Raw genomic sequence first — 19,137 nt, forward strand, 5'->3', positions numbered from 1 at the left:
AACTATCAACTATCAAATTATGATTAAGCATATATTTAAAATAATATGGGCCCAGCGCAAGAGCAACGGCTGGATACTGGGCGAGTTGGTTATCGTGATGTGCGCCCTTTGGTTTATGATGGATAAGTTATGGGTGGATGTGCGCTGCTATAACGCCCCGATGGGATATGATATCTCGAATACGTGGCGTTTCAAGCTTTCCACGCTCTCGTCGAACGCCCCGGGTTATGTGCCCGACTCACTTTACGACTCGAATGCGACACAGGATTTGTTGAAGCTTATGGAACGTATCCGCCAAGAGCAGGAGGTCGAGGAAGTATGTGTTACGTATTGGTCCATGCCTTATTCAAACGGAAGTTCGTGGGGTACGCTCCTTCCCTTGGGCGCTGATACCTCGAAGGCGGTAGGACAGAACTACCACAAGCTGAAAGTATCTCCTTCTTATTTCGATGTATTCCGTATGAAGGATAAGGAGGGCCGTGCCATCACCCCGCTGGTGGAGAACGCTTACCGCCCGCTCGTCGTGACGGCGGAGGCGGAGGATTTCTTCTTCGGGGGGCAGTCCGCCATAGGCCGGCAGATCTCGGAGAATGACGACCTTTCCGAGCCTTTCACGATCGCCGCTGTCCTTCCTACCTTCCGTAGCAATGACTTCGACCGTCCGGAGAACTGCGCTTTCACGATATTGAAAGGTGAGTCCTTGCGGGAGTTCGTGAAGAATTTCGGCGTAAGGAGCGCTGAACTATCGGTACGTACGAAACGCCCGATGACCGAGGATGAGATGTACGCTTTCTTGGAGAAAACAGCGGATCGGATGACGGTAAATAACACCTTCGTCCACGGTGTCACCCTCCTTGCCGACCAGCGTGATGACCAACTCCGGTTTACCAAGAACGAGAACAGCAAGAAACTCTCCATGATGGCCTTCCTGCTCGTGAACGTATTCTTCGGTATCGTAGGCACGTTCTGGTTGCGTACCGAGCGGCGGCGTAGCGAGATCGGTCTCCGCATGGCGATCGGTTCCAGCCGGGGCAGGCTGGGCGAGTACATGTATCTGGAAGGTCTGGGTCTCTTGGCGATCACTGTTCCGATCCTACTGGTCTTCGTCTTCAATATGGCCTTTTTGGATAAGCTGGATTCCTACCGCGAGCCCCTCTCCATCCTCCGCTTTCTAGTAACCCTCAGCGTCTCCTACCTCCTGATGGCCGGCATGATCTGCATGGGAATCTGGTTCCCTGTCCGCAAGGCGGTAAAGATGGCTCCGGCGGAGGCGTTGCATTACGAATAAATTGTCTATCTTTGCGTCTGTCAATTTATTAATGAGAAAGGAGCAAGCTTATGACAGCTATAGAATTAAAAATGTCGTTACTGCAAGAGGTGATGTCTTTGGAGGATGAACAGTTGATCAAGAAGGCCCTCGACAGTGTCCGCCGTATGAAGATGGCTGCCTTCGGTAAGGCAACCCCGGTAGAGAAGCCGGCAGACGATTACGTGGAGCCTACCAAGGAGGAGATCTTGGCGGGGCTAAGGAATGCCCTGCAAGACGTGAAGGATTTGCGTGAGGGCAAGGATGTGGGGCATAAGTTTAGAGACTTAAGTGAGTTGCTCAATGAGGTATAGGATAAAAACCCATCAAGACTTCGATAAAGAGTTCAAACGTCTCTGTAAGAAGTATAGCTCATTGAAGGCTGATTTATCGGCTTTGGGTAAGTCTTTGAGCGAGAACCCCGATCAAGGGACGAGCTTAGGCAAAGGCGTTCGCAAGGTACGCATGGCCATCGCCTCCAAGGGAAAAGGAAAGAGCCATGGGGCGAGAGTGATTACTTGCACGGAGGCCATTGTCTGCGCAGATAATGAGGGTACGGTTATTCTCCTCACGATCTACGATAAGGCCGACCGTGACTCCATTTCGGCAGCCGAGATCGATGAACTGCTGAGATCCTTACGTTGGGAATTATAAAATCTGAAACTGTCCATAATCGCTGTCCGATAACGAATCAAGTGTTCGTTATCGGACAGCTTTTTTTACGGGGTGATGTTAGGAATCAGGCGGTTACGTTTTTGGCACGTTATTTGCCTCCGTAGGGGCACAAAGTCGGACGATAACAAACAATCACTGTTTTAGTCGGGTAATAGATAATTTATAATACAAAGGTTTATGATAAAGCAATACATTAAACAAGCGTTGAGGATGATCGGGGAGAACAAGCTGTTGAGCGTGATCTCGATACTCGGTACCGCCTTGGCCATTTGCATGATCATGGTGATCGTCATCCTGTATGTCGTGAATACGGCGAGTTTCAAGCCGGAGGTAAACCGTGGCCGCACCTGCTACATAATGACCGTCATGAGCAATGGCAAGGATGATAACCGGCGCATCTCCTACTCGTCGTTGGGACTGCCCTTGGTGAAGGAATGCTGCTATCCGCTGGAAGGGGCGGAGGCCGTTACCGCCATCAACATGGATCGCTACAGGCCGTTGACCGCCTCGTCCATGGACGGGCTTAAGAACCGGACGAGTTACATCTCTTATACGGATACCGCCTTCTGGAAGATCTTCCAGTTCGATTTCCTGCAAGGAGGCCCCTTCAGCCCAGCGGCTTTCACGAGCGGTATCCGCAACGCCGTGATCAGCGAGAGCGTGGCCTTGGCCCTTTTCGGCACGGACCAAGTCGTGGGGCGGGAGATGAAGCTCGATTTCATCGTCTACAATATCTGCGGGGTCGTGAAGGACGTATCCCGGTTCGCCTCGAAAGCGTGGGCGGAGGTCTGGATCCCTTACACGGTGCGGGACGACGGGGGATACCAAGAGGGCATCAACGGCTCGTATAGCTGTTGCGTCCTGCTGAAACCGGGCGTCACGAGGGAGGAGTTGAGGACCGAGGCGCTGCGGAAGGTCGAGGAGTTCAACGCCAAGACCCGGGATGTCAAGGCCGATATCCTTCACCAGCCCTCCACCCAGATCGAGGAATGGATCGGCGGCGGTAGCGAGTTCGGGGCGAACCTCTTCTACCTCTACGTACGTTACGGCATCATCCTTTTCATCCTCCTGCTGGTTCCGGCCTTGAACCTATCGGGCATCACCCTGTCGAGGATGCGCCGCCGGATGGCCGAGCTTGGCGTACGCCGGGCTTTCGGGGCCACGCAAGGCACCATCCTCTGGCAAGTGCTGTCCGAGAACATGGTCTTGACCCTGCTCGGCGGACTGCTGGGATTGGCGATGTCGTACGGCGCCATGTTGTTGCTGAGGGACTGGTTGCTGGTCACCTCGCTGGGGAAGACGGGGCTTTCCACCGGGATGTTTAACGGGGCGGTCTTTATCGCCGCCTTCCTGTTCTGCCTCGTGCTGAACCTGTTTTCCGCCGGCCTCCCGGCTTGGCGAATGTCAAGATTGAATATTACGGACTCTATAAATGGTTGACGCTATGTATAAGATGATTCTAAAACAACTCTGGAACGAGCGCAAGGGGAACTTGTTTATCTGGTTGGAAATGCTCGTGGTCTCTATCTTCCTTTGGTACGCGGCGGACGCCTTGTTCGTGATGTATAAGCTCTACTCGCGATCATTAGGTTTCAATATCGAACATACGTATCACGTGAGCTTCGGCGTGATCCCGGAGGAAAGTCCCGACTATGACACGACCTCCGTGCATAGCGAGCGGGGAGGCGGGGATTACCTGACCTTGATGGACCGCATCCGCCGGAACCCCTCCGTGGAATCAATCTGTTTCACCACCGGCGTGCATTTCCATTACCGAGGATCGAATCAATACGCCACGTTCCGGAAGGACTCGTTGATCCGTAATGGCTTCGTGCGTTACGTATCGCCCACCTATTTCGAGGTGTTCGACGTAAAGACGGCACAAGGCGGGTCCCCCTCGGAGTTGGTGGACGCCCTGCGTGACAACCAAGTGGTGGTGACGGGTACGGTCGCCGACAGCTTCTTCGGCGATCCTGCGGCGGCCGTGCGCCAAGAGATCTATATCACCGACCAAGGCTCTCGTGATAGCGTGGCCTACCGTATCGGTGGTGTCTGCGAGAAACAACGTTACTGCGAGTTCACCGGCTATGATTACGCTTACTATAAGCTGGTGGACGAGAACAAGGTGGCCGAGGAGGGCGATTGGGTCGGAGAGGGCTTGAACACCTTCATCCGGGTGAAGCCCGGCGCGGACGGCGCCGCTTTCGCCGCCGATTTCCGGAAGGAGATGGAGCAGCAATTGCGCGTGGGTAATATCTATTTGAAGGATGTTTTCCCGATGTCCCATTACCGGGACCAGTTCCTTGAGCGTTGGTTGGATCAAGTCCGCCTTTACGTGGCGGGCATCGCCTTCTTCCTGCTGAATGTCCTGCTCGGCGTGGTGGGAACCTTCTGGTACCGCACGCAACAAAGGAGCGCAGAGATCGGCCTCCGCATGGCGATGGGAGCCACCCGCAAGGGCATATTCTGGCAATTGGTGAAGGAGGGCTTGGCGCTACTCACCATCGCTTTCATCCCCTCTGCCGCCATCTTCGCCAACCTGCTGTATATGGAGGTGACGCAAGGCTCGGAGATACCGCCCGACATGGCCTCACGCCTGTTGTTCGGCTTCGTGTTCTCGTATGCGGTGATGGCTGCGATGATTGTCGTAGGAATCAGTTTCCCGTCTTACCGGGCCATGCGGATGCATCCGGCGGACGCCTTGCGACAGGAATGATCGGACACGGACGGCACGGATGGCACGGGCATCCGTGTCCGGAAACGAACCGACTGTTCGGAAATGAATCGACTGTTCGATAACGGACAGTACTTTTTTATGGAGATGTCATGGAATCAATGAGATACGTTTCTGGCACGTAATTTGCTTTTAGGTGGCAAAGCCTAGCGATAGCAAGAGTTTAACAATAACAAGAGTCAAACAATAACAATTAAAATATTACAGTCATGATCAAACTAACGAATTTACAGAAGATTTACCGTACGAAAGAGATAGAGACAGTCGCGTTGGAAAACGTGAACCTAGAGGTACAGCAAGGCGAGTTTCTCAGCATCATGGGACCCTCCGGATGCGGGAAGTCCACCTTGTTGAATATCATGGGCCTGCTGGACTTGCCTACCTCCGGTACGGTTGAGATCAACGGCGTGAACACGGTGGGCATGAGCGACAAGGAGTTGGCCGCTTTCCGTAACAAGCAACTAGGTTTCGTGTTCCAGAGCTTCCACTTGATCAATTCCTTGAACGTGCTGGACAACGTGGAGCTTCCCTTGCTCTACCGCAAGGTCTCTTCCTCGGAGCGCCGCAAGCTGGCCGAGGCCGTGCTGGAGAAGGTCGGCCTCAGCCACCGTATGCGCCATTTCCCGACGCAGCTCTCCGGCGGCCAGTGCCAGCGCGTGGCCATCGCCCGTGCGATCGTAGGTAACCCCGACATCATCCTCGCCGATGAGCCGACCGGTAACTTGGACTCCAAGATGGGTATCGAGGTCATGGACCTGCTTCACCAACTCAACAAGGAGGACGGCCGCACCATCGTAATGGTAACCCACAACGAGGCGCAGGCCAAGCAAACCAGCCGCACCGTGCGCTTCTTCGATGGAAGGCAGGTGCAGTAAGGGAGCCGCATAGGGGGGATCTCCATGTGTGAGGCACCACGGGTGACACCTTGCCTCATAGCTATGAGGTACGATACCTCAAACGTATGAGGCAAGGTATCACCTGCGGTGTCTCGATACCTCACATCACGGTGAAGGTAAGCGTACCATACCGGGGCTCTTTATAAAGGTGATAAGTAGGGGTGAACTGGGTGCAGACGATGGCTTCCCACTCGCCTGCCCCGAAAGCGAAGCCGGGGACGAAGCAGAGCCGCTGCCCGCTGTTGACGAGCGTCTCCTTGCGGAACTCGCTCCGTTTGTCTACGACACGGGCGGCGATGTCATCGATGCTGAGCGTACGTTGCCATACGACGCTTCCCTTATAGCTTGCGTTACCGGGCAGGTGGCTCTTGTTGACGCGGATGCTCAGCTTGCGAAACGGCTTGGGCAGCTCCGACTTAGGTATTTCTTCATCCATGATCTCGTGGTTTAATGAATGATTGAGTGGCAAAGATAAGAAAGATAACATGAATAGTATTTGGAAATACATGCCAAGCGTATAATAATTACGGAAAGCAGGCGGCAGATACCCATAAAACGAACTAACAAATAATGAACGATGTACAAGGTATACCTTAAACAAGCTTGGGCCTTGATGGGGCAGAATCGCTTCTTCACCGCCGTTTATATCATCGGTACGGGCTTGGCGATCTCGATGGTGATGGCCATAGCGGTGGTCTACCATATCCGGACGGCGAATATCGCCCCGGAGGTGAGCAGGGACCGGATGGGCTACGTATTGAACGTATCGTATGAGTTCAACGGGGGCAAAGGCTCGTTGAACAGCGGTTGCGGGCCCCGGTTCGTGAAGGAGGTCCTCTACGGCCTCGAGACACCCGAGAAAGTGGCGGTCACCACCAACGCCGCCATCATGCCTTATGAGGTGGGGGACATCTTCATCCAAGCGCCGGGTAGCGACGAGTCGCCGAAAGTACAATTGATGGGATGCGACGACGCGTTCTGGCAAGTCTACCGTTTCAGCTTCTTGGACGGGAAGCCGTTCGCCAGTGCCGAGTTCCTTTCCGGGATGCCCCGCATGGTGCTCGACCGTTCCTTGGCACGCCGCCTGCTCGGGCGTACTGAGGTAGCCGGTCAGACCGTCTTGATCAACGATATAGAATATACGATTAGCGGCGTGGTGGAGGATATATCCGCCGTCGCTTCCGACGTTTGCGCCGAGGCGTGGGTACCCTACACCTCGATGGCAAGTATCATGGATACCGCCTTGGAGGAGCGGGAAGGCTCGGTGGGACTGCTGCTCGCCAACTGCCTGCTGCGTGACGCCTCGGACCTTCCGGCCCTCTCCGCCGAGTTGGAGAAGGGAGTAAGACGCTACAACAGCGGCTTGCGGGAGGGACAGGTGAGAGTGGAGCCGCCCTGCTCGTTCGGCGACCGGTTATTGTCGCGGTTGTTCGGGCCGGAGACGTATATCGTCTTGGGCGTCGCCCTCTTCCTCTTCCTGCTAGTCCCGGCGCTGAACCTCTCGGGCCTGAACGCCTCGAGGATGCAAGACCGGGTGTCTGAGCTAGGCGTACGCAAGGCCTTCGGGGCGTCGCGGAAGACGTTGATGGGGCAGGTCTTCTGGGAGAACATGCTGCTGATGTTGCCCGGGGGCATGGCGGGATTGCTGTTCTCGTACGTGCTGGTGTCCGTATTCCGGGGCATCCTTCTTTCCCCCGGTTTGCATAGCATGGGCTCCGGGGCGGGTAACGATATCTTCCTCTCGCCGGGGATGCTGCTGAATATGGAGGTGTTCGCCTACGCGTTCGCTGTCTGCGTGGCGCTGAACCTGCTCTCTTCGATGATACCCGCTTGGCGTACCGTGCGGGTGAGTATAACGGACGCGTTGAACGATAAATAGGATACGGCTATGGTAACACATCTATTAAAGTTGATAAGGTCCCGTTTGGGAGGAAGCTGCTGGATACTGGTGGAACTGCTGGTCGTATTCGTGATCCTGTGGTTCATGATGTACTACTTCGTGGCGCAAGGGATGCTGACGCGGATGCCGGTGGGCTTCAAGCTGGATCACGTGTACAACGTGACGCTCGCCATACGGCCGTCCGACAGTCCCTCGTTCATCGCCTACGAGGAGGGAAGCGAGGAGCCGGTGCGGAATATCGAGCGTATCGTGGAGCGTATCGAGCGGCATCCCGACGTGGAGGTGGTAGGGCTCTCGTACTATTCGCTGCCTTATACCGACTCGAACATCGGCAGCAGAGTCTTGAAAGACTCGATCAACCAGCGGGTGCGGGCAATGACCGTCTCGCCGGGGTATTTCCGGGTGTTCGGCATCCGCTCCGCTACGGGAGAAAGCCCGGAGAGACTGGGGCAGACCCTGTCGGGGCTTCGGGAGGGGCGGGAGATGATCCTCTCCGCCGATCTGGCGAGCAAGCTATACGGCCATACCGACGTGATCGGGGCCGAGATCTATAATTACAACGATACCCTGCCCTGTCACGTGATAGCGGTTACGGAGCCGGTACGAAACTCCGAGTACGATTCCCGGAATCAGCATAGTGTCTTCTCTCCACTGGACTTGCGGGGGATGTTCGGCAAGGGCCAGTTGGACGAGAAGGGACTCATGCGAGTGCAGATCACGTTCCGCACCCGTCCGGAGGTCTCTACCTCCAACTACGCCGCCAAGTTCCGGAAGGAAATGAGTAGATCCTTGATGGTGGGTAATTACTGGGTATCGGAAGTGAGAGACTACGAAGGGATACGGGCCTTTTATCTCGAGAACTCGGAGCGGACAAGCGCCCATCGGCTGGTATCGGCCATGGGATTGTTCTTCTTGGTGAACGTGTTTCTGGCGGTGATCGGTACGTTCTGGTTTCACGTGAGCCGTCGCCGTTCGGAGTTGGGGCTACGTATGGCGATGGGCTCCACCCGCAAGGGTATAGAGGGGCTGATGATCGGCGAGGGCTTGTTGCTGCTGGCGATCGCTTCCGTGCCGGGCTTGCTGATCTGCCTGAATCTGGCGGTGGCCGATATCGTGCCCTGCGGCGTGATCCGCTTCACGGCCATTAGCCTGCTGACAGGGGGTGTCTTGGCGTTCGTCGTCTTCTTGGCTATCTGGTACCCGGCCCGTAAGGCGGCCCGGCAGGAACCGGCTGACGCATTACGGTATGACGGATAATAGAAAACAGGTAACACCCGGTTGTAGAGACGGGGCGTGCCCCGTCTCCCACCGACTGATAGAATATTTAAATCGAATGAATATGTACAAGATCTACTTAAAACAAGCATGGGCCCTGATCCGGCAAGAACGGCTGTTCAGCTCGGTCTATATCGTGGGGACGGGATTGGCGATCTCGCTGGTGATGGTGTTGTCCATCGTGTTTTACGTGAAAATGGCCTCTATTTATCCGGAGATGGACCGGGACCGGTTGCTGACCGTGAAGAGCGCCACGCTGAAGAATGAGAAAGGGGGAACGAGCAGTAGCCCGGTATCGCCCCGCTTCGTGGAAGAGTGCCTTGCGGGCGTACCCGGTTTGGAGGCGTTGGCGTTACGTTATGATGATGCCACTTCCGCTTTCGTGCAGCCGGTGGGCAGTCCCGTGCAGGTACCGGTCATGAAGATGGGGGTGAACGATGGGTTCTGGAAAGTATTCTCCTTCCGTTTCTTGGAGGGTAAGCCTTTCACCGAGGCCGATTTCCGGTCGGGGATGCCCGTGGCGGTAATCGCCCGCTCACTGGCCAAGCGGCTTTATGGAGAAGGTAGTGCCGTGGGGCAGACCTTGAGCCTCGACTTTACCTCATTTCGTGTGGTGGGCGTGGTGGACGATGTATCTTTCCTGATGGATCGGGTTTTCTCGCAGGTCTGGTATCCGTATACCCAAGCGCCCGACTTCGAGGAGCGGGTCCGATACTCGGAGGCGCATATGCCCGGGCTGGGGCCCTTGAGGGTCTATATGCTCGTGAAGGATAAGGCGGACATCGGCAAGGTGCGGGAGGCGGTGGCGGATAACGTGCGTCGCTTCAACCAATCGTTGGACGTGGATGGCAAACGTGAGTTCTCCCTTCTTGGGCAGCCGGATCGCCATTGGGAGAGTATCTTCCGGTATTGGTCGAACGTGGAGCCGGATATCGTGGGAGACTTGAGCCGTTATGGGGTGATTTTCCTGCTCCTGCTGCTCGTCCCCGCCGTCAGCCTCTCGGGCATGGCCGATTCCCGCATGGAACGGCGTCTGGGCGAGCTGGGCGTGCGGCGTGCTTTCGGGGCGCCCAAGGGATCGTTGATCGGACAGGTCTTGATAGAGAACTTCCTGTATACGCTGCTGGGCGGCTTGGTGGGACTGCTGTTCTCCTTCCTGCTGGTGACGTTCGCCAGTTCGTGGGTCTTCAAGATCGGCAAGGGGTTTTCGGAGGCCGCCCCGGATGGCGTGGACGTATCGCTTTCCATGGGGATGCTGTTAAACCCGTGGGTCTTCTTGATCGCTTTGTGCGTATGTTTCCTGTTAAACCTGATGTCGGCGTTGTGGCCCGCTTGGCGTGCGTCAAGGCGACCTATCGTTGATTCGTTGAACGCTTAAATGGAGGGAAGAAAGATATGTGGAAAATGACTTGGATACAATTGATGAACCGCTGGCGTAGCAACGTGTGGGTGTGCGTGGAGTTGCTGCTCGCCTTTTGTCTGGCGTGGTACATGGTGGATTACTTCTTCGTGGAGATCTATAACCGTAGTCTCCCCTCCGGACGTGACTATGCGAATGTCTGGCAGGTAGAAATGGGCCTCTTGCCGGAAACCTCCCCCGACTATCGAGCCGCCGAGAGTGACTCGATCGCCATGCTGGAAAATTATGAGCGGATAAAAGACCGCCTGCGCGATTATCCGGGGGTGAAGGCGATGGGCGCGGCCTCGGGCTGTTACTCCATGCCTTATACGGGCTGTTATTACGGTATCGGTTTGGCGAACGCGGCCGATACGAGCAAGCGGGAAGCGGTCATGAGGTATGAGATGGATCCTACCACGGATTTCCTGTCGGTCTTCAACCATTCGTACGCCAAAGACGGCCGTCCGGTATCTACATCCGATTTTGATTGGGGAGACCCCCGCGCTATAGTAACCACCCGGATGGTGGAGCGAAAGGTATTTGGAGAGGCATCCGCCGTTGGGCGTGAGGTGAAAGACCCTTTCGACGAGGAGGGCCCGACTTATATCGTAAAGGGCGTATTAGAGGATATCAAGCGTTTTGACAATAGCCTACCCCAAGGTGCCGCATTCTTCGCGATCCGTCCCTCGGTGGAGGAGATCCCCGAGATGAATTATTTCATACGGATCGATCCTGCCGTGGCTGGTCCTCGTTTCGCCGATACGTTCCGGGAGAAGATGAACCGTGAGCTTCGGGTGGGGAACTTCTACCTGAAACGCCTGACTTCCTATGACCGGATCAAGGCCGATACCGATTATTCCTTTGGCGTTACCTACGATTACCGGGTCCGTATGGCGTTGATGGCCTTCTTGGGACTGAATATCCTGCTTTGCGTGATGGGTACGTTCTGGTACCGGGTGCGGATGCGCCGAGGAGAGATCGGGTTGCGCATGGCGATCGGTTCGCCCCGCGAAGAGATACGTAGCCAGATGGCTCGTGAGGGCATATGCCTGTTACTCATGGCTACCCCGCTCGCCTTGTTGATAGAGGCTCAATTCGTGATGGTCGGCTTCTTGGACATCCCCAAAGGGACCTTGCCGGAGCATTACTGGCCGGCGATCCTGCCGCTCCGTTTCTTGCTGGTGAATATCCTGACATGGATACTGCTGGCTGTCGTCATCCTGCTCGCCGTCTGGCTCCCCGCCAGCAAGGCCGCCGAGATGGAGCCGGCCGAGGCGCTGCGGTATGACGGATAACATATAATGCCCCGTCTCCCACCGACTGAATCGTATAATTAAATCAAATGAATATGTACAAGATCTATCTAAAACAAGCCTGGGCCTTATTGAAAGAGAACAAGCTCCTTTCCGGAGTCTCTATCTTCGGTACGGCCTTGGCGATTTGCATGATCATGGTGATCGTGATCGTATGGCAGATGCGTACCGCCAATTACGCTCCGGAAGACTATCGGGACCGGATGATGTACGTCAGTGATACCCGTGCCTCCTACAAAGAGAACGAATCTTATAACGATTGCTACCTTCTCGCTTCCCGGGTAGTGAAAGATTGTTTCTATCCCTTGCGCTCTGCCGAGAAGGTCGGCATGGCCTATCATGGCGTGCAACGCTTGGCGGCAGTGGCGGATCATACGGTGGAGTTCAAGTGCGACGTGACCTTTACGGACGCGGCGTTTTGGAATATCTTCAACTTTCGCTTCCTCTCCGGTAAGCCTTATGGCGAGGAAGAAGTACAAAGTGGCATCATGGATGCTGTGGTAAGCGAGTCCGTGGCACGCCGGTTGTATGGCACGACCGAGGTTGTAGGCCGTACCGTCGAGATCAGCTACGTGCCCTATACCATCCGTGCCGTCGTGCGGGATGTCTCCCTGCTAGCCGAGTCTGCCTATGGCGATGTCTGGTTGCCTTATACCACCGACAATTCCCTGTATGATAATGGTTCCGACCGTCTCGTCGGGGGCTTCTGTTGTTATATCCTCGCAAGTTCGTCCGCCGACTTTGATGCGATCCACTCCGAGGCCGAGGCGAATATCGCTCGCCTTAACGAATCACAAAGCACGCACCTGCTGAAAATTGGAGGAGGACCCGATACCCATTTGGGCGATTTGGCTCGCGAGGACGCTTTCTCTGAGCCGAATGTACGGGAACTGGTCATGAAATATGTTATCATCGTTCTTGTCCTTTTGCTGATCCCTGCCATCAACATGAGCGGTATCACGCAAAGCCAGATGCGTAAACGTATGGCGGAGATCGGGGTGAGGAAGGCGTTCGGGGCGACACGCTCGGAATTACTGACGCAGGTACTCTACGAGAATCTGTTGCAGACCTTGCTGGGAGGTGTGTTAGGTCTGTTTTTCTCATACGCCTCCGTACTGCTCTTGTCCGATTGGTTGCTGGATACGGGCACGGCATCGATGGGTATCGGTCGCACCTTCGTCAATGCGGAGATGATGTTCAATCCATTGATCTTCCTTTATGCGTTCCTTGCTTGTCTTGCGTTGAACCTGCTGAGCGCCGGCATCCCGGCTTGGCGAGCCTCAAGGATGCGTATCATCTCGGCTCTCAACGAGAATGTTCATTAATCTCCCGCGTTGGATGATAGCTATACTAAAATAATAGAAAGATATGATACGACATTTATTACAATTGATCTGGAACCAGCGCAAGCAAAACGCTTGGTTGTGGGCTGAGTTATTGCTGGTCTCGGTCTTCCTTTGGTTCCTTGTGGACTACCTGTATGTGATGGGGCGCACGTATACGGCTCCTCTGGGCTTCGATATCCGGCATACGTACAGCATCGTGATCAGCAGCCTCTCGGAAAGAAGCCCGGATTATATCCCGAAGGAGAAGCGGGAGCGGCCGGATGGTGTTCATCTGCTGACGGCGTTGGATCGCATCCGCACCTATCCCGGCGTGGAATCGGCCTGCCTTACGGATGGGGGGATGCCTTATTATATGGGAAGCCGTAACCTCGTTTGGCGGATTGATACGTTGCAGGTGCCCTGCCGCTATGCTTTCGTCACCCCGGAGTTCTTCGACGTGTTCCGTATCTATGATAAGGACGGCAAGACGGCTTCCTTGAAACGGGCCATCGAGGATAACAACTCCATCGTAATCTCCGCCGACGTGGAGACGATGAATCCCGGCCTTTCCCTACTCGGGCAAAAGGCGTACCGGGGGAATGTGACCGACGAGATCGAGGAGACGATCCGTGGTATCAGCGTCCCCATCCGCCGTCATGAGTACACCAAGGCGGAACCCAACGTCTATAGGGCCCTGCGGCTAAGCCGGATGGAGGAAGGATACTATGAGGGGATGATAGATGCCGTGCGACTCTGCGTACGTGTCCGTCCGGATGTCGATAATGCTGATTTCCCCGCACGCTTCCGCAAGGATATGGCCGAACAGCTTCGGCTAGGCAACCTCTATCTGCTAGACGTACAGCCCTTGTCATATATTCGCGACGGTTATATCCGTTCGATCGGCGTAGAGAACGAGGTGAAAACCCGTGTGGCGGTAGCCTGCTTCCTATTGGCGAATATATTCCTCGGCATCATCGGTACCTTCTGGTTCCGTACGGAATATCGCAAAGGCGAGATGGGGCTTAGGATGGCCTTAGGCTCTACCCGCCGTCAGTTGAACTCGATCATGGTGGGAGAGGGTGTCCTATTGCTGGTCTTGGCGTTTATCCCGTCCTTAGTCATCAGCTTCAACATCGCCCATATGGATTTGATAGATACCTATCAGCTTCCGTTCACGTGGCTGCGCTTCGCGATTTGTGGAGGGATTACGTTTGTCTTGATCGTCCTCATGATCATCTGTGGCGTATGGTATCCCGCCCGCTCGACAGCTCGCTTGGAGCCGGCGGAGGCTCTGCATTACGAGTGATCAGGGTAGCGTAGCCTGCTTTCGGGAGTGTCCGATAACGAGCCAGATGTTCGTTATCGGACACTTTTTTATGATATGTCTGTTGATATACAGTTGTTTACGTCTTTGGCACAGCATTTGCTAATAGATAGATAACAGTCATAAAAACGAACACTTTATGTATAGGCAATATTTTAGACAAGCTCTACAGATGCTGAAAGAAAGCCCTTTCTTCAGTGTGATTACTATTCTGGGCACGGCCTTGGCGATCTGCATGATCATGGTGATGGTCATTGTCTTCGAGATACAAAATAAAGGCTTCAAGCCGGAGTTGAACCGGGATCGGACGCTTTATGTGAAGGACGTGGCGATCACGCATAAGAATGAGGAGGATGGCGGTATGAACTATTCCCTTGTCGGTGGCCGTGTGGCTAAGGAGTGCTTCTTTACGCTGAAAACCCCGGAGGCCGTCAGCATGCAATTGATGCGGATGCAAACGCTGGTCACTTCCACGGATCAAACGAGACGGATGAAATGCGATCAGATACGGACCGACGAGGGCTTCTGGAAGATCTTCGATTTCGAGTTCTTGGCGGGAAAACCATTCCTGCGGAGCGATGTGGAGAGTAATATCAAGAAAGCGGTGATCAGCCGTGGTTTGTCGTTCCGTATGTTTGGATTGGCCGATGAGAGCGTGATAGGGCAAACGATATTGGTGGCACGCCGTCCGTACGTGGTTGGCGGTATTGTGGAGGACGTATCTCCCCTCGCCAACCATGCGTATGCCCAGATCTGGATTCCCTATGCTCAATCCGATGTGGATCGGCTGATAAACGAGGAGACATTGGAGGGGCTGATCGGTAGTTATAGGGTCTTGATATTGGCTCGCTCAAGCGGTGACTTCGACAAGATCAAGACCGAGGTGGAGCAAAACGTAGCCCGGTTTAATAATTCCTTGCAAGAACTCAAGATTGACTTGATGAAGCAGCCGGATACGCAGATGGAGAGCCGCCTTCGCTTGTGGAGTAATGTCGTACCCGACGTGCCGAGAATGTTGGGGCAGTATGCGTTGGTCTTGATCGTCTTGCTTCTGGTCCCGGCTATGAACCTCAGCGGGCTTACTGCGTCAAGGATGCAGAAACGCATGGGGGAGCTGGGGGTACGGAAAGCGTTTGGCGCGAACCGTGGCACGTTGATACGGCAGGTACTGGCGGAGAATCTCGCCGTGACGTTATTGGGCGGGGTGTTGGGATTGCTGTTCTCCTATGTGGCGATCTTCTTGCTTAAGGATTGGCTGTTAGGCTCGTTCGAGCTGGCTTCCTTGAATAGCGGCCTGACGTTGAGCGCGGGGATGTTGATCCGTCCGGCTATATTCTTCTTTGCTTTCCTGTTCTGTTTATTGCTGAATCTGCTGAGTGCGGCGATCCCGGCGTGGAATGCCTCTAATGGGAATATAGTGGATTCATTGAATGATAAGTAATAACCGGTTTTGTTAATTCTATAATTCGTCACTGAAATGATAAAGCATCTAGTAAAGATCATCTGGAACCAACGTAGGCGCAATGGGTGGATTGCCGCCGAGATCCTGTTGGTATTCGTGGTTCTGTGGTACATAATCGATTCGCTAATGGCGGTTGGGAAAGTCTTCTTCGCCCCGATGGGATGGGATATCGACCATGTCTATTGGATTTCGATGGGTGTGGAGGAGGTAGACCGGAACGAGATGGATTCTACCTATCGATACGTCACTTCCGGACGCAGCATGCTGACGGCGATCGACCGTATCAAGACCTGCCCGGGCGTAGAGGCGGTGGGCGTGGGGCTGATGTCCATGCCGCATACGGGAGAGAACCGGTACATGCAGGTAGACGTGAACGATTCTATAAATGTTGAGTACGTGAAGCTACTGGAAGTGACACCCGGTTTTCTGGAGGTGTTTAATTTTCGTCCCATGGAAGGCGAGAAGAAGGATTGGGAAGAGATGCTGAACGGGCGTCAGGTTGTTCTTTCCGCCGGCCTGTTTAGGGAATTTCAGGAGAAAGGCGGCAAACGGGATGAGGGGATTTCCTTCTGGGGGGATAGGCGATCGATCGGTGGGGTTACCGCCGATTTCCGTGCCGACCGTTTCACGAAAAGCTGTAGCTGGCTGTTCATGCCTTTGACGGATGAGGAGATCGCCGAGGACGATACCGATTTCCATGTGAAGATCGCCGTCCGGGTAAACCCTTCCGCGGATCATGATTTCCCGGAGTTCTTCGTGAAGCAAATGGAGAAGCAACTCTCCATAGATCGTTTGTATTTGCTGGATGTCATCCCATACTCGGACTTGAGATATAGCATGGAATTGAGAAACGGCGTAAAATCCGAGTTGCAGAACCAGATCGCCGTGATGGGCTTCTTGCTGTTCAATATATTCTTGGGGATCATCGGTACGTTCTGGTTCCGCACGGAACAACGGAAAGGGGAGATGGGTTTGCGGACCGCTTTGGGTTCCACCCGTTTCAGCTTAAAGGGGATCATGATTGCCGAGGGGTTATTATTGTTGACATTGATCGCGATCCCGGCCTTATTGATCTGTTTTAATCTTCATGTGTCGGAATTGACGAAAGGATTCTATATGGATTATACGATAGCCCGTTTCGTGGCGGGTTTCTTTATAACCTACTTGGTCATGGCGGTGATGATCATCTTGGGGATATGGTATCCGGCTCACCAAATGGTCCGGTTGGAGCCTGCGGATGCCTTACGGTATGAATGACTTTTTTGTTTAACATATACACTTACACACAATTGAAAGCCCGGTCTTGTAGTGATACATGGCCGGGCTGTTTTCGTGCTTGGCAAAAATCTGCGAGTTAAAACGTCATTGACGCATATACCCCATAATGCCCGTCTCCCGCTACCGGGCTGATAGACAGGTTATGTTTCTTTGCGAACGGGCGGGTAAAGATATAGGCGCTACCGGCGCCGATAACGGCTCCCGCCGCCACGTCCCACCAATCATGCTTCTTCCCATAGACCCGGCTCCAACCCACGTAGGTAGATACCGCATAAGCCGGAATACCCCATTTCCATCCATAACGCCTTTGGATAAAAGCAGCTCCCGCGAAGGATACGGAGGTATGCATGGATGGGAACGAATGATTATCGCTGAAGTCGGGCCGCTCTTTCTTCACTAGGTATTTCAGCGCATAGGTTACGCCCAATGTCGTAACCCCGGTGAATACGCCTTGTTTCAGCCCTTGCCAATCTTGGGTTGCCAATACTGTCGCCAAACTCGCCACCGGAGTGATAAACACCAATACGTCTCCCGAGGTCCGTATGGCTTTCCGGCTACCGGTCACCTTCAATTCTTGTCCGTTAACGGACAGGCACAGCATGAGCATTGTAATTGCGAAAAGGATATGTCTCATAGATTTAAAATATAGTTGCTATTTTAGGTATAAAAATGATAAACCCGACGATCGCTGCCGCTATCGCCATCAATAATACAGCTCCCGCCGCCAAGTCTTTCGTTCGCTTGATAGCCTCATTATACTCAGGGGAGACCAAATCTGCTAGGGCCTCGATGGATGAATTGACCGCCTCGGCAGCTAATACCGCTCCGATCACGATCGTTACTGCGATCCATTCCATGCGGGAAAGTCCGAATACCACCCCGGCTATAAGTACACAAACTGCCGCGAAACAATGGATCCAAGCGTTATGCTCCTTCGTGATCAATAGCTTGATTCCGTTGAAAGCGAATTTAAAGCTTCTGGCTCTCTTTCGAAATGTGAAACCGTCATTCTTCATTTTTATAGCATCTCTTATTGAGGAGGGCAAATATAGGTATTTTTTGCCTTTATCGCATATCCTGACGAACAAACAGGATATTCACCTTTCATATTCCGCAATTCGTCAAGATTACTTGTTGGTTTTTATCTGGAACGATAACTTCGTTGATTAAAAAAGTGCCCGTGATACGAGCATAGATCAAAGTAAAAGAATAAATTTATGGCTTGAAATCAGATATGAAGATAAAATATAACTTTCTAAGTCCGTTGCTAATGGCGATATTGGCGATCTGTTGCCTGTGGATTGTTACGGATGTCGCTTATGGTGTTCGCATGTGGGAACTGGGAGTGGATGCGTGGATCGGGCGTATCAAGGCCCTTACTATTATATTGATCGGCGTTAGCTTATCTTATTTGTTTTTTAATTACTTGGCTAATACTTTTTTAGATAGGAATAAAGAGCGGAGGTCCCGCCCGGTGTTCCGGGAATATCTATGGGTGGTCTTGTTTAATTTAGTCGTGCTCAATATCGGCTTATATATCGTGATCTATTCTATAAATGGAACGACCTATCGGTGGGGAGAGGCGTTAATGATCAATGCGGTAGCTGTGCCGATCTTTCTCCTATACTATTTCTTGATCCGTAATAATATATTAGCCAAACGCTATTCGGAGAAAATCGTCCAATTGGAGAAAATGAAAGTAGATCAATTGGAAACGCAATTGAAGCTGCTGAAGATGCAATACCATCCCCATTTCCTGTTTAATGCCTTGAATACGATCTATTTCTTGATTGATGAGGAAAATGAGGAAGCGATTGAGGCTGTAGAGTTACTTTCGGACTTACTCCGTTATCAATTATATGATATAAATACGAAAGTGACGATCGAAGAGGAGATTGATTATTTGCGAACATATATTCAATTCCAGCGACTTCGTATGACGAAACGCTTACAGTTCGAGGAGTCCTTTGACCCGGAATTGACCGGACAAAAAAGAGTATATTGGAAACGTTGCCGGCACAAATTTTTATGCAAGTGCACCGCTCTTTCATCGTGAATCTTTCTTATGTACAAGCGATAGAAGGAAATCTATTAATCATTGGGGAGCATAAAATACCGGTGTCGCGCCCTTTACGGGAAGAGGTCTATAAATCGATCGTCAATAATCAACTCATTCAAAGATAAGTATCCAAAAACGGACACACTGTTCATTATCGAACACTTTAAATATTTCTATTTGTCGGATTATCA

19 protein-coding genes are annotated in these 19,137 nt (G+C 53.1%); 16 read left to right on the plus strand and 3 right to left on the minus strand.

Translation table 11 applies throughout. The annotated features are described in order from the left end of the window. Window positions 1–19 precede the first annotated feature (19 nt). The 6 genes from DW033_RS05150 to DW033_RS05175 all read left to right on the plus strand — a co-directional run bounded on the left by DW033_RS05150 (window position 20) and on the right by DW033_RS05175 (window position 5,590). Window positions 20–1,288 (plus strand): ABC transporter permease, encoded by a 1,269-nt coding sequence (locus DW033_RS05150; protein WP_057326952.1) that lies wholly within the window; start codon window positions 20–22, stop codon window positions 1,286–1,288. Between the two features lie 50 nt (window positions 1,289–1,338). Then, entirely contained in the window at window positions 1,339–1,620 is a 282-nt protein-coding gene (locus tag DW033_RS05155; protein ID WP_005864759.1) for a hypothetical protein, read from the plus strand. Continuing rightward, window positions 1,610–1,960, plus strand: coding sequence for a hypothetical protein (locus tag DW033_RS05160; protein ID WP_057326923.1), 351 nt, complete (start codon window positions 1,610–1,612; stop codon window positions 1,958–1,960). Before DW033_RS05155 ends, DW033_RS05160 begins: the two co-directional genes overlap by 11 nt. Before the next feature lie 198 nt (window positions 1,961–2,158). Next, a complete protein-coding gene (locus DW033_RS05165) occupies window positions 2,159–3,421 on the plus strand; it encodes an ABC transporter permease (RefSeq protein ID WP_057326922.1) in 1,263 nt (420 codons plus the stop codon). A gap of 4 nt (window positions 3,422–3,425) precedes the next feature. Further along, window positions 3,426–4,697, plus strand: a complete 1,272-nt coding sequence (locus DW033_RS05170; RefSeq protein ID WP_122382528.1) for an ABC transporter permease — start codon at window positions 3,426–3,428, stop codon at window positions 4,695–4,697. Window positions 4,698–4,924: 227 nt separating this feature from the next. Continuing rightward, on the plus strand, window positions 4,925–5,590 hold the full coding sequence (locus DW033_RS05175; RefSeq protein ID WP_005854666.1) for an ABC transporter ATP-binding protein: 666 nt from the start codon (window positions 4,925–4,927) through the stop codon (window positions 5,588–5,590). Window positions 5,591–5,711: 121 nt separating this feature from the next. Here the strand turns inward: DW033_RS05175 and DW033_RS05180 are convergent, their stop codons facing one another. Continuing rightward, on the minus strand, window positions 5,712–6,047 hold the full coding sequence (locus DW033_RS05180; protein ID WP_070104341.1) for a DNA-binding domain-containing protein: 336 nt from the start codon (window positions 6,045–6,047) through the stop codon (window positions 5,712–5,714). Window positions 6,048–6,188: 141 nt separating this feature from the next. Between DW033_RS05180 and DW033_RS05185 the strand changes: the two genes are divergently transcribed. The 8 genes from DW033_RS05185 (at window position 6,189) to DW033_RS05220 (ending at window position 16,866) form a co-directional block, all read left to right on the plus strand. Then, the gene (locus tag DW033_RS05185) at window positions 6,189–7,490 is read left to right on the plus strand and encodes an ABC transporter permease (protein WP_122382512.1); all 1,302 of its coding nucleotides are present in this window, start codon (window positions 6,189–6,191) and stop codon (window positions 7,488–7,490) included. 9 nt (window positions 7,491–7,499) lie between these two features. After that, window positions 7,500–8,768: an ABC transporter permease gene (locus DW033_RS05190; RefSeq protein WP_122382513.1), complete on the plus strand. Its 1,269-nt coding sequence runs from the start codon at window positions 7,500–7,502 to the stop codon at window positions 8,766–8,768. Between the two features lie 76 nt (window positions 8,769–8,844). Beyond that, window positions 8,845–10,164: an ABC transporter permease gene (locus DW033_RS05195; RefSeq protein ID WP_122144337.1), complete on the plus strand. Its 1,320-nt coding sequence runs from the start codon at window positions 8,845–8,847 to the stop codon at window positions 10,162–10,164. 17 nt (window positions 10,165–10,181) lie between these two features. Continuing rightward, the gene (locus tag DW033_RS05200) at window positions 10,182–11,480 is read left to right on the plus strand and encodes an ABC transporter permease (RefSeq protein ID WP_122144336.1); all 1,299 of its coding nucleotides are present in this window, start codon (window positions 10,182–10,184) and stop codon (window positions 11,478–11,480) included. A 53-nt stretch (window positions 11,481–11,533) separates the two neighbouring features. Next, complete coding sequence (locus DW033_RS05205) at window positions 11,534–12,823, plus strand: ABC transporter permease (RefSeq protein WP_122144379.1); 1,290 nt, start codon at window positions 11,534–11,536, stop codon at window positions 12,821–12,823. Between the two features lie 43 nt (window positions 12,824–12,866). Beyond that, window positions 12,867–14,129, plus strand: a complete 1,263-nt coding sequence (locus DW033_RS05210) for an ABC transporter permease (protein ID WP_022192049.1) — start codon at window positions 12,867–12,869, stop codon at window positions 14,127–14,129. 157 nt (window positions 14,130–14,286) lie between these two features. Next, window positions 14,287–15,588 (plus strand): ABC transporter permease, encoded by a 1,302-nt coding sequence (locus tag DW033_RS05215; RefSeq protein WP_057326915.1) that lies wholly within the window; start codon window positions 14,287–14,289, stop codon window positions 15,586–15,588. A gap of 36 nt (window positions 15,589–15,624) precedes the next feature. Next, window positions 15,625–16,866 (plus strand): ABC transporter permease, encoded by a 1,242-nt coding sequence (locus tag DW033_RS05220; RefSeq protein WP_057326914.1) that lies wholly within the window; start codon window positions 15,625–15,627, stop codon window positions 16,864–16,866. Between the two features lie 97 nt (window positions 16,867–16,963). Here DW033_RS05220 and DW033_RS05225 read toward each other — a convergent pair whose 3' ends face one another. Both DW033_RS05225 and DW033_RS05230 read right to left on the minus strand, forming a co-directional pair. Further along, complete coding sequence (locus tag DW033_RS05225; RefSeq protein WP_008773430.1) at window positions 16,964–17,521, minus strand: phosphatase PAP2 family protein; 558 nt, start codon at window positions 17,519–17,521, stop codon at window positions 16,964–16,966. Between the two features lie 4 nt (window positions 17,522–17,525). After that, window positions 17,526–17,903 carry a diacylglycerol kinase family protein gene (locus DW033_RS05230; protein WP_005854690.1) on the minus strand — a complete coding sequence of 126 codons (378 nt, stop codon included), beginning with the start codon at window positions 17,901–17,903 and terminating at the stop codon, window positions 17,526–17,528. Window positions 17,904–18,121: 218 nt separating this feature from the next. Here DW033_RS05230 and DW033_RS05235 point away from each other — a divergent pair, with 218 nt between their 5' ends. Together DW033_RS05235 and DW033_RS05240 are read left to right on the plus strand one after the other, a co-directional pair. Next, a complete protein-coding gene (locus tag DW033_RS05235) occupies window positions 18,122–18,943 on the plus strand; it encodes a sensor histidine kinase (RefSeq protein WP_233554133.1) in 822 nt (273 codons plus the stop codon). Then, window positions 18,916–19,071 carry a LytTR family transcriptional regulator DNA-binding domain-containing protein gene (locus tag DW033_RS05240; RefSeq protein WP_122382514.1) on the plus strand — a complete coding sequence of 52 codons (156 nt, stop codon included), beginning with the start codon at window positions 18,916–18,918 and terminating at the stop codon, window positions 19,069–19,071. The genes DW033_RS05235 and DW033_RS05240 overlap by 28 nt, the downstream gene beginning before the upstream one ends. Window positions 19,072–19,137 lie beyond the last annotated feature (66 nt).

This window comes from Parabacteroides sp. AF39-10AC (assembly GCF_003635405.1).
GTDB classification, from domain to species: Bacteria; Bacteroidota; Bacteroidia; order Bacteroidales; family Tannerellaceae; genus Parabacteroides; species Parabacteroides distasonis.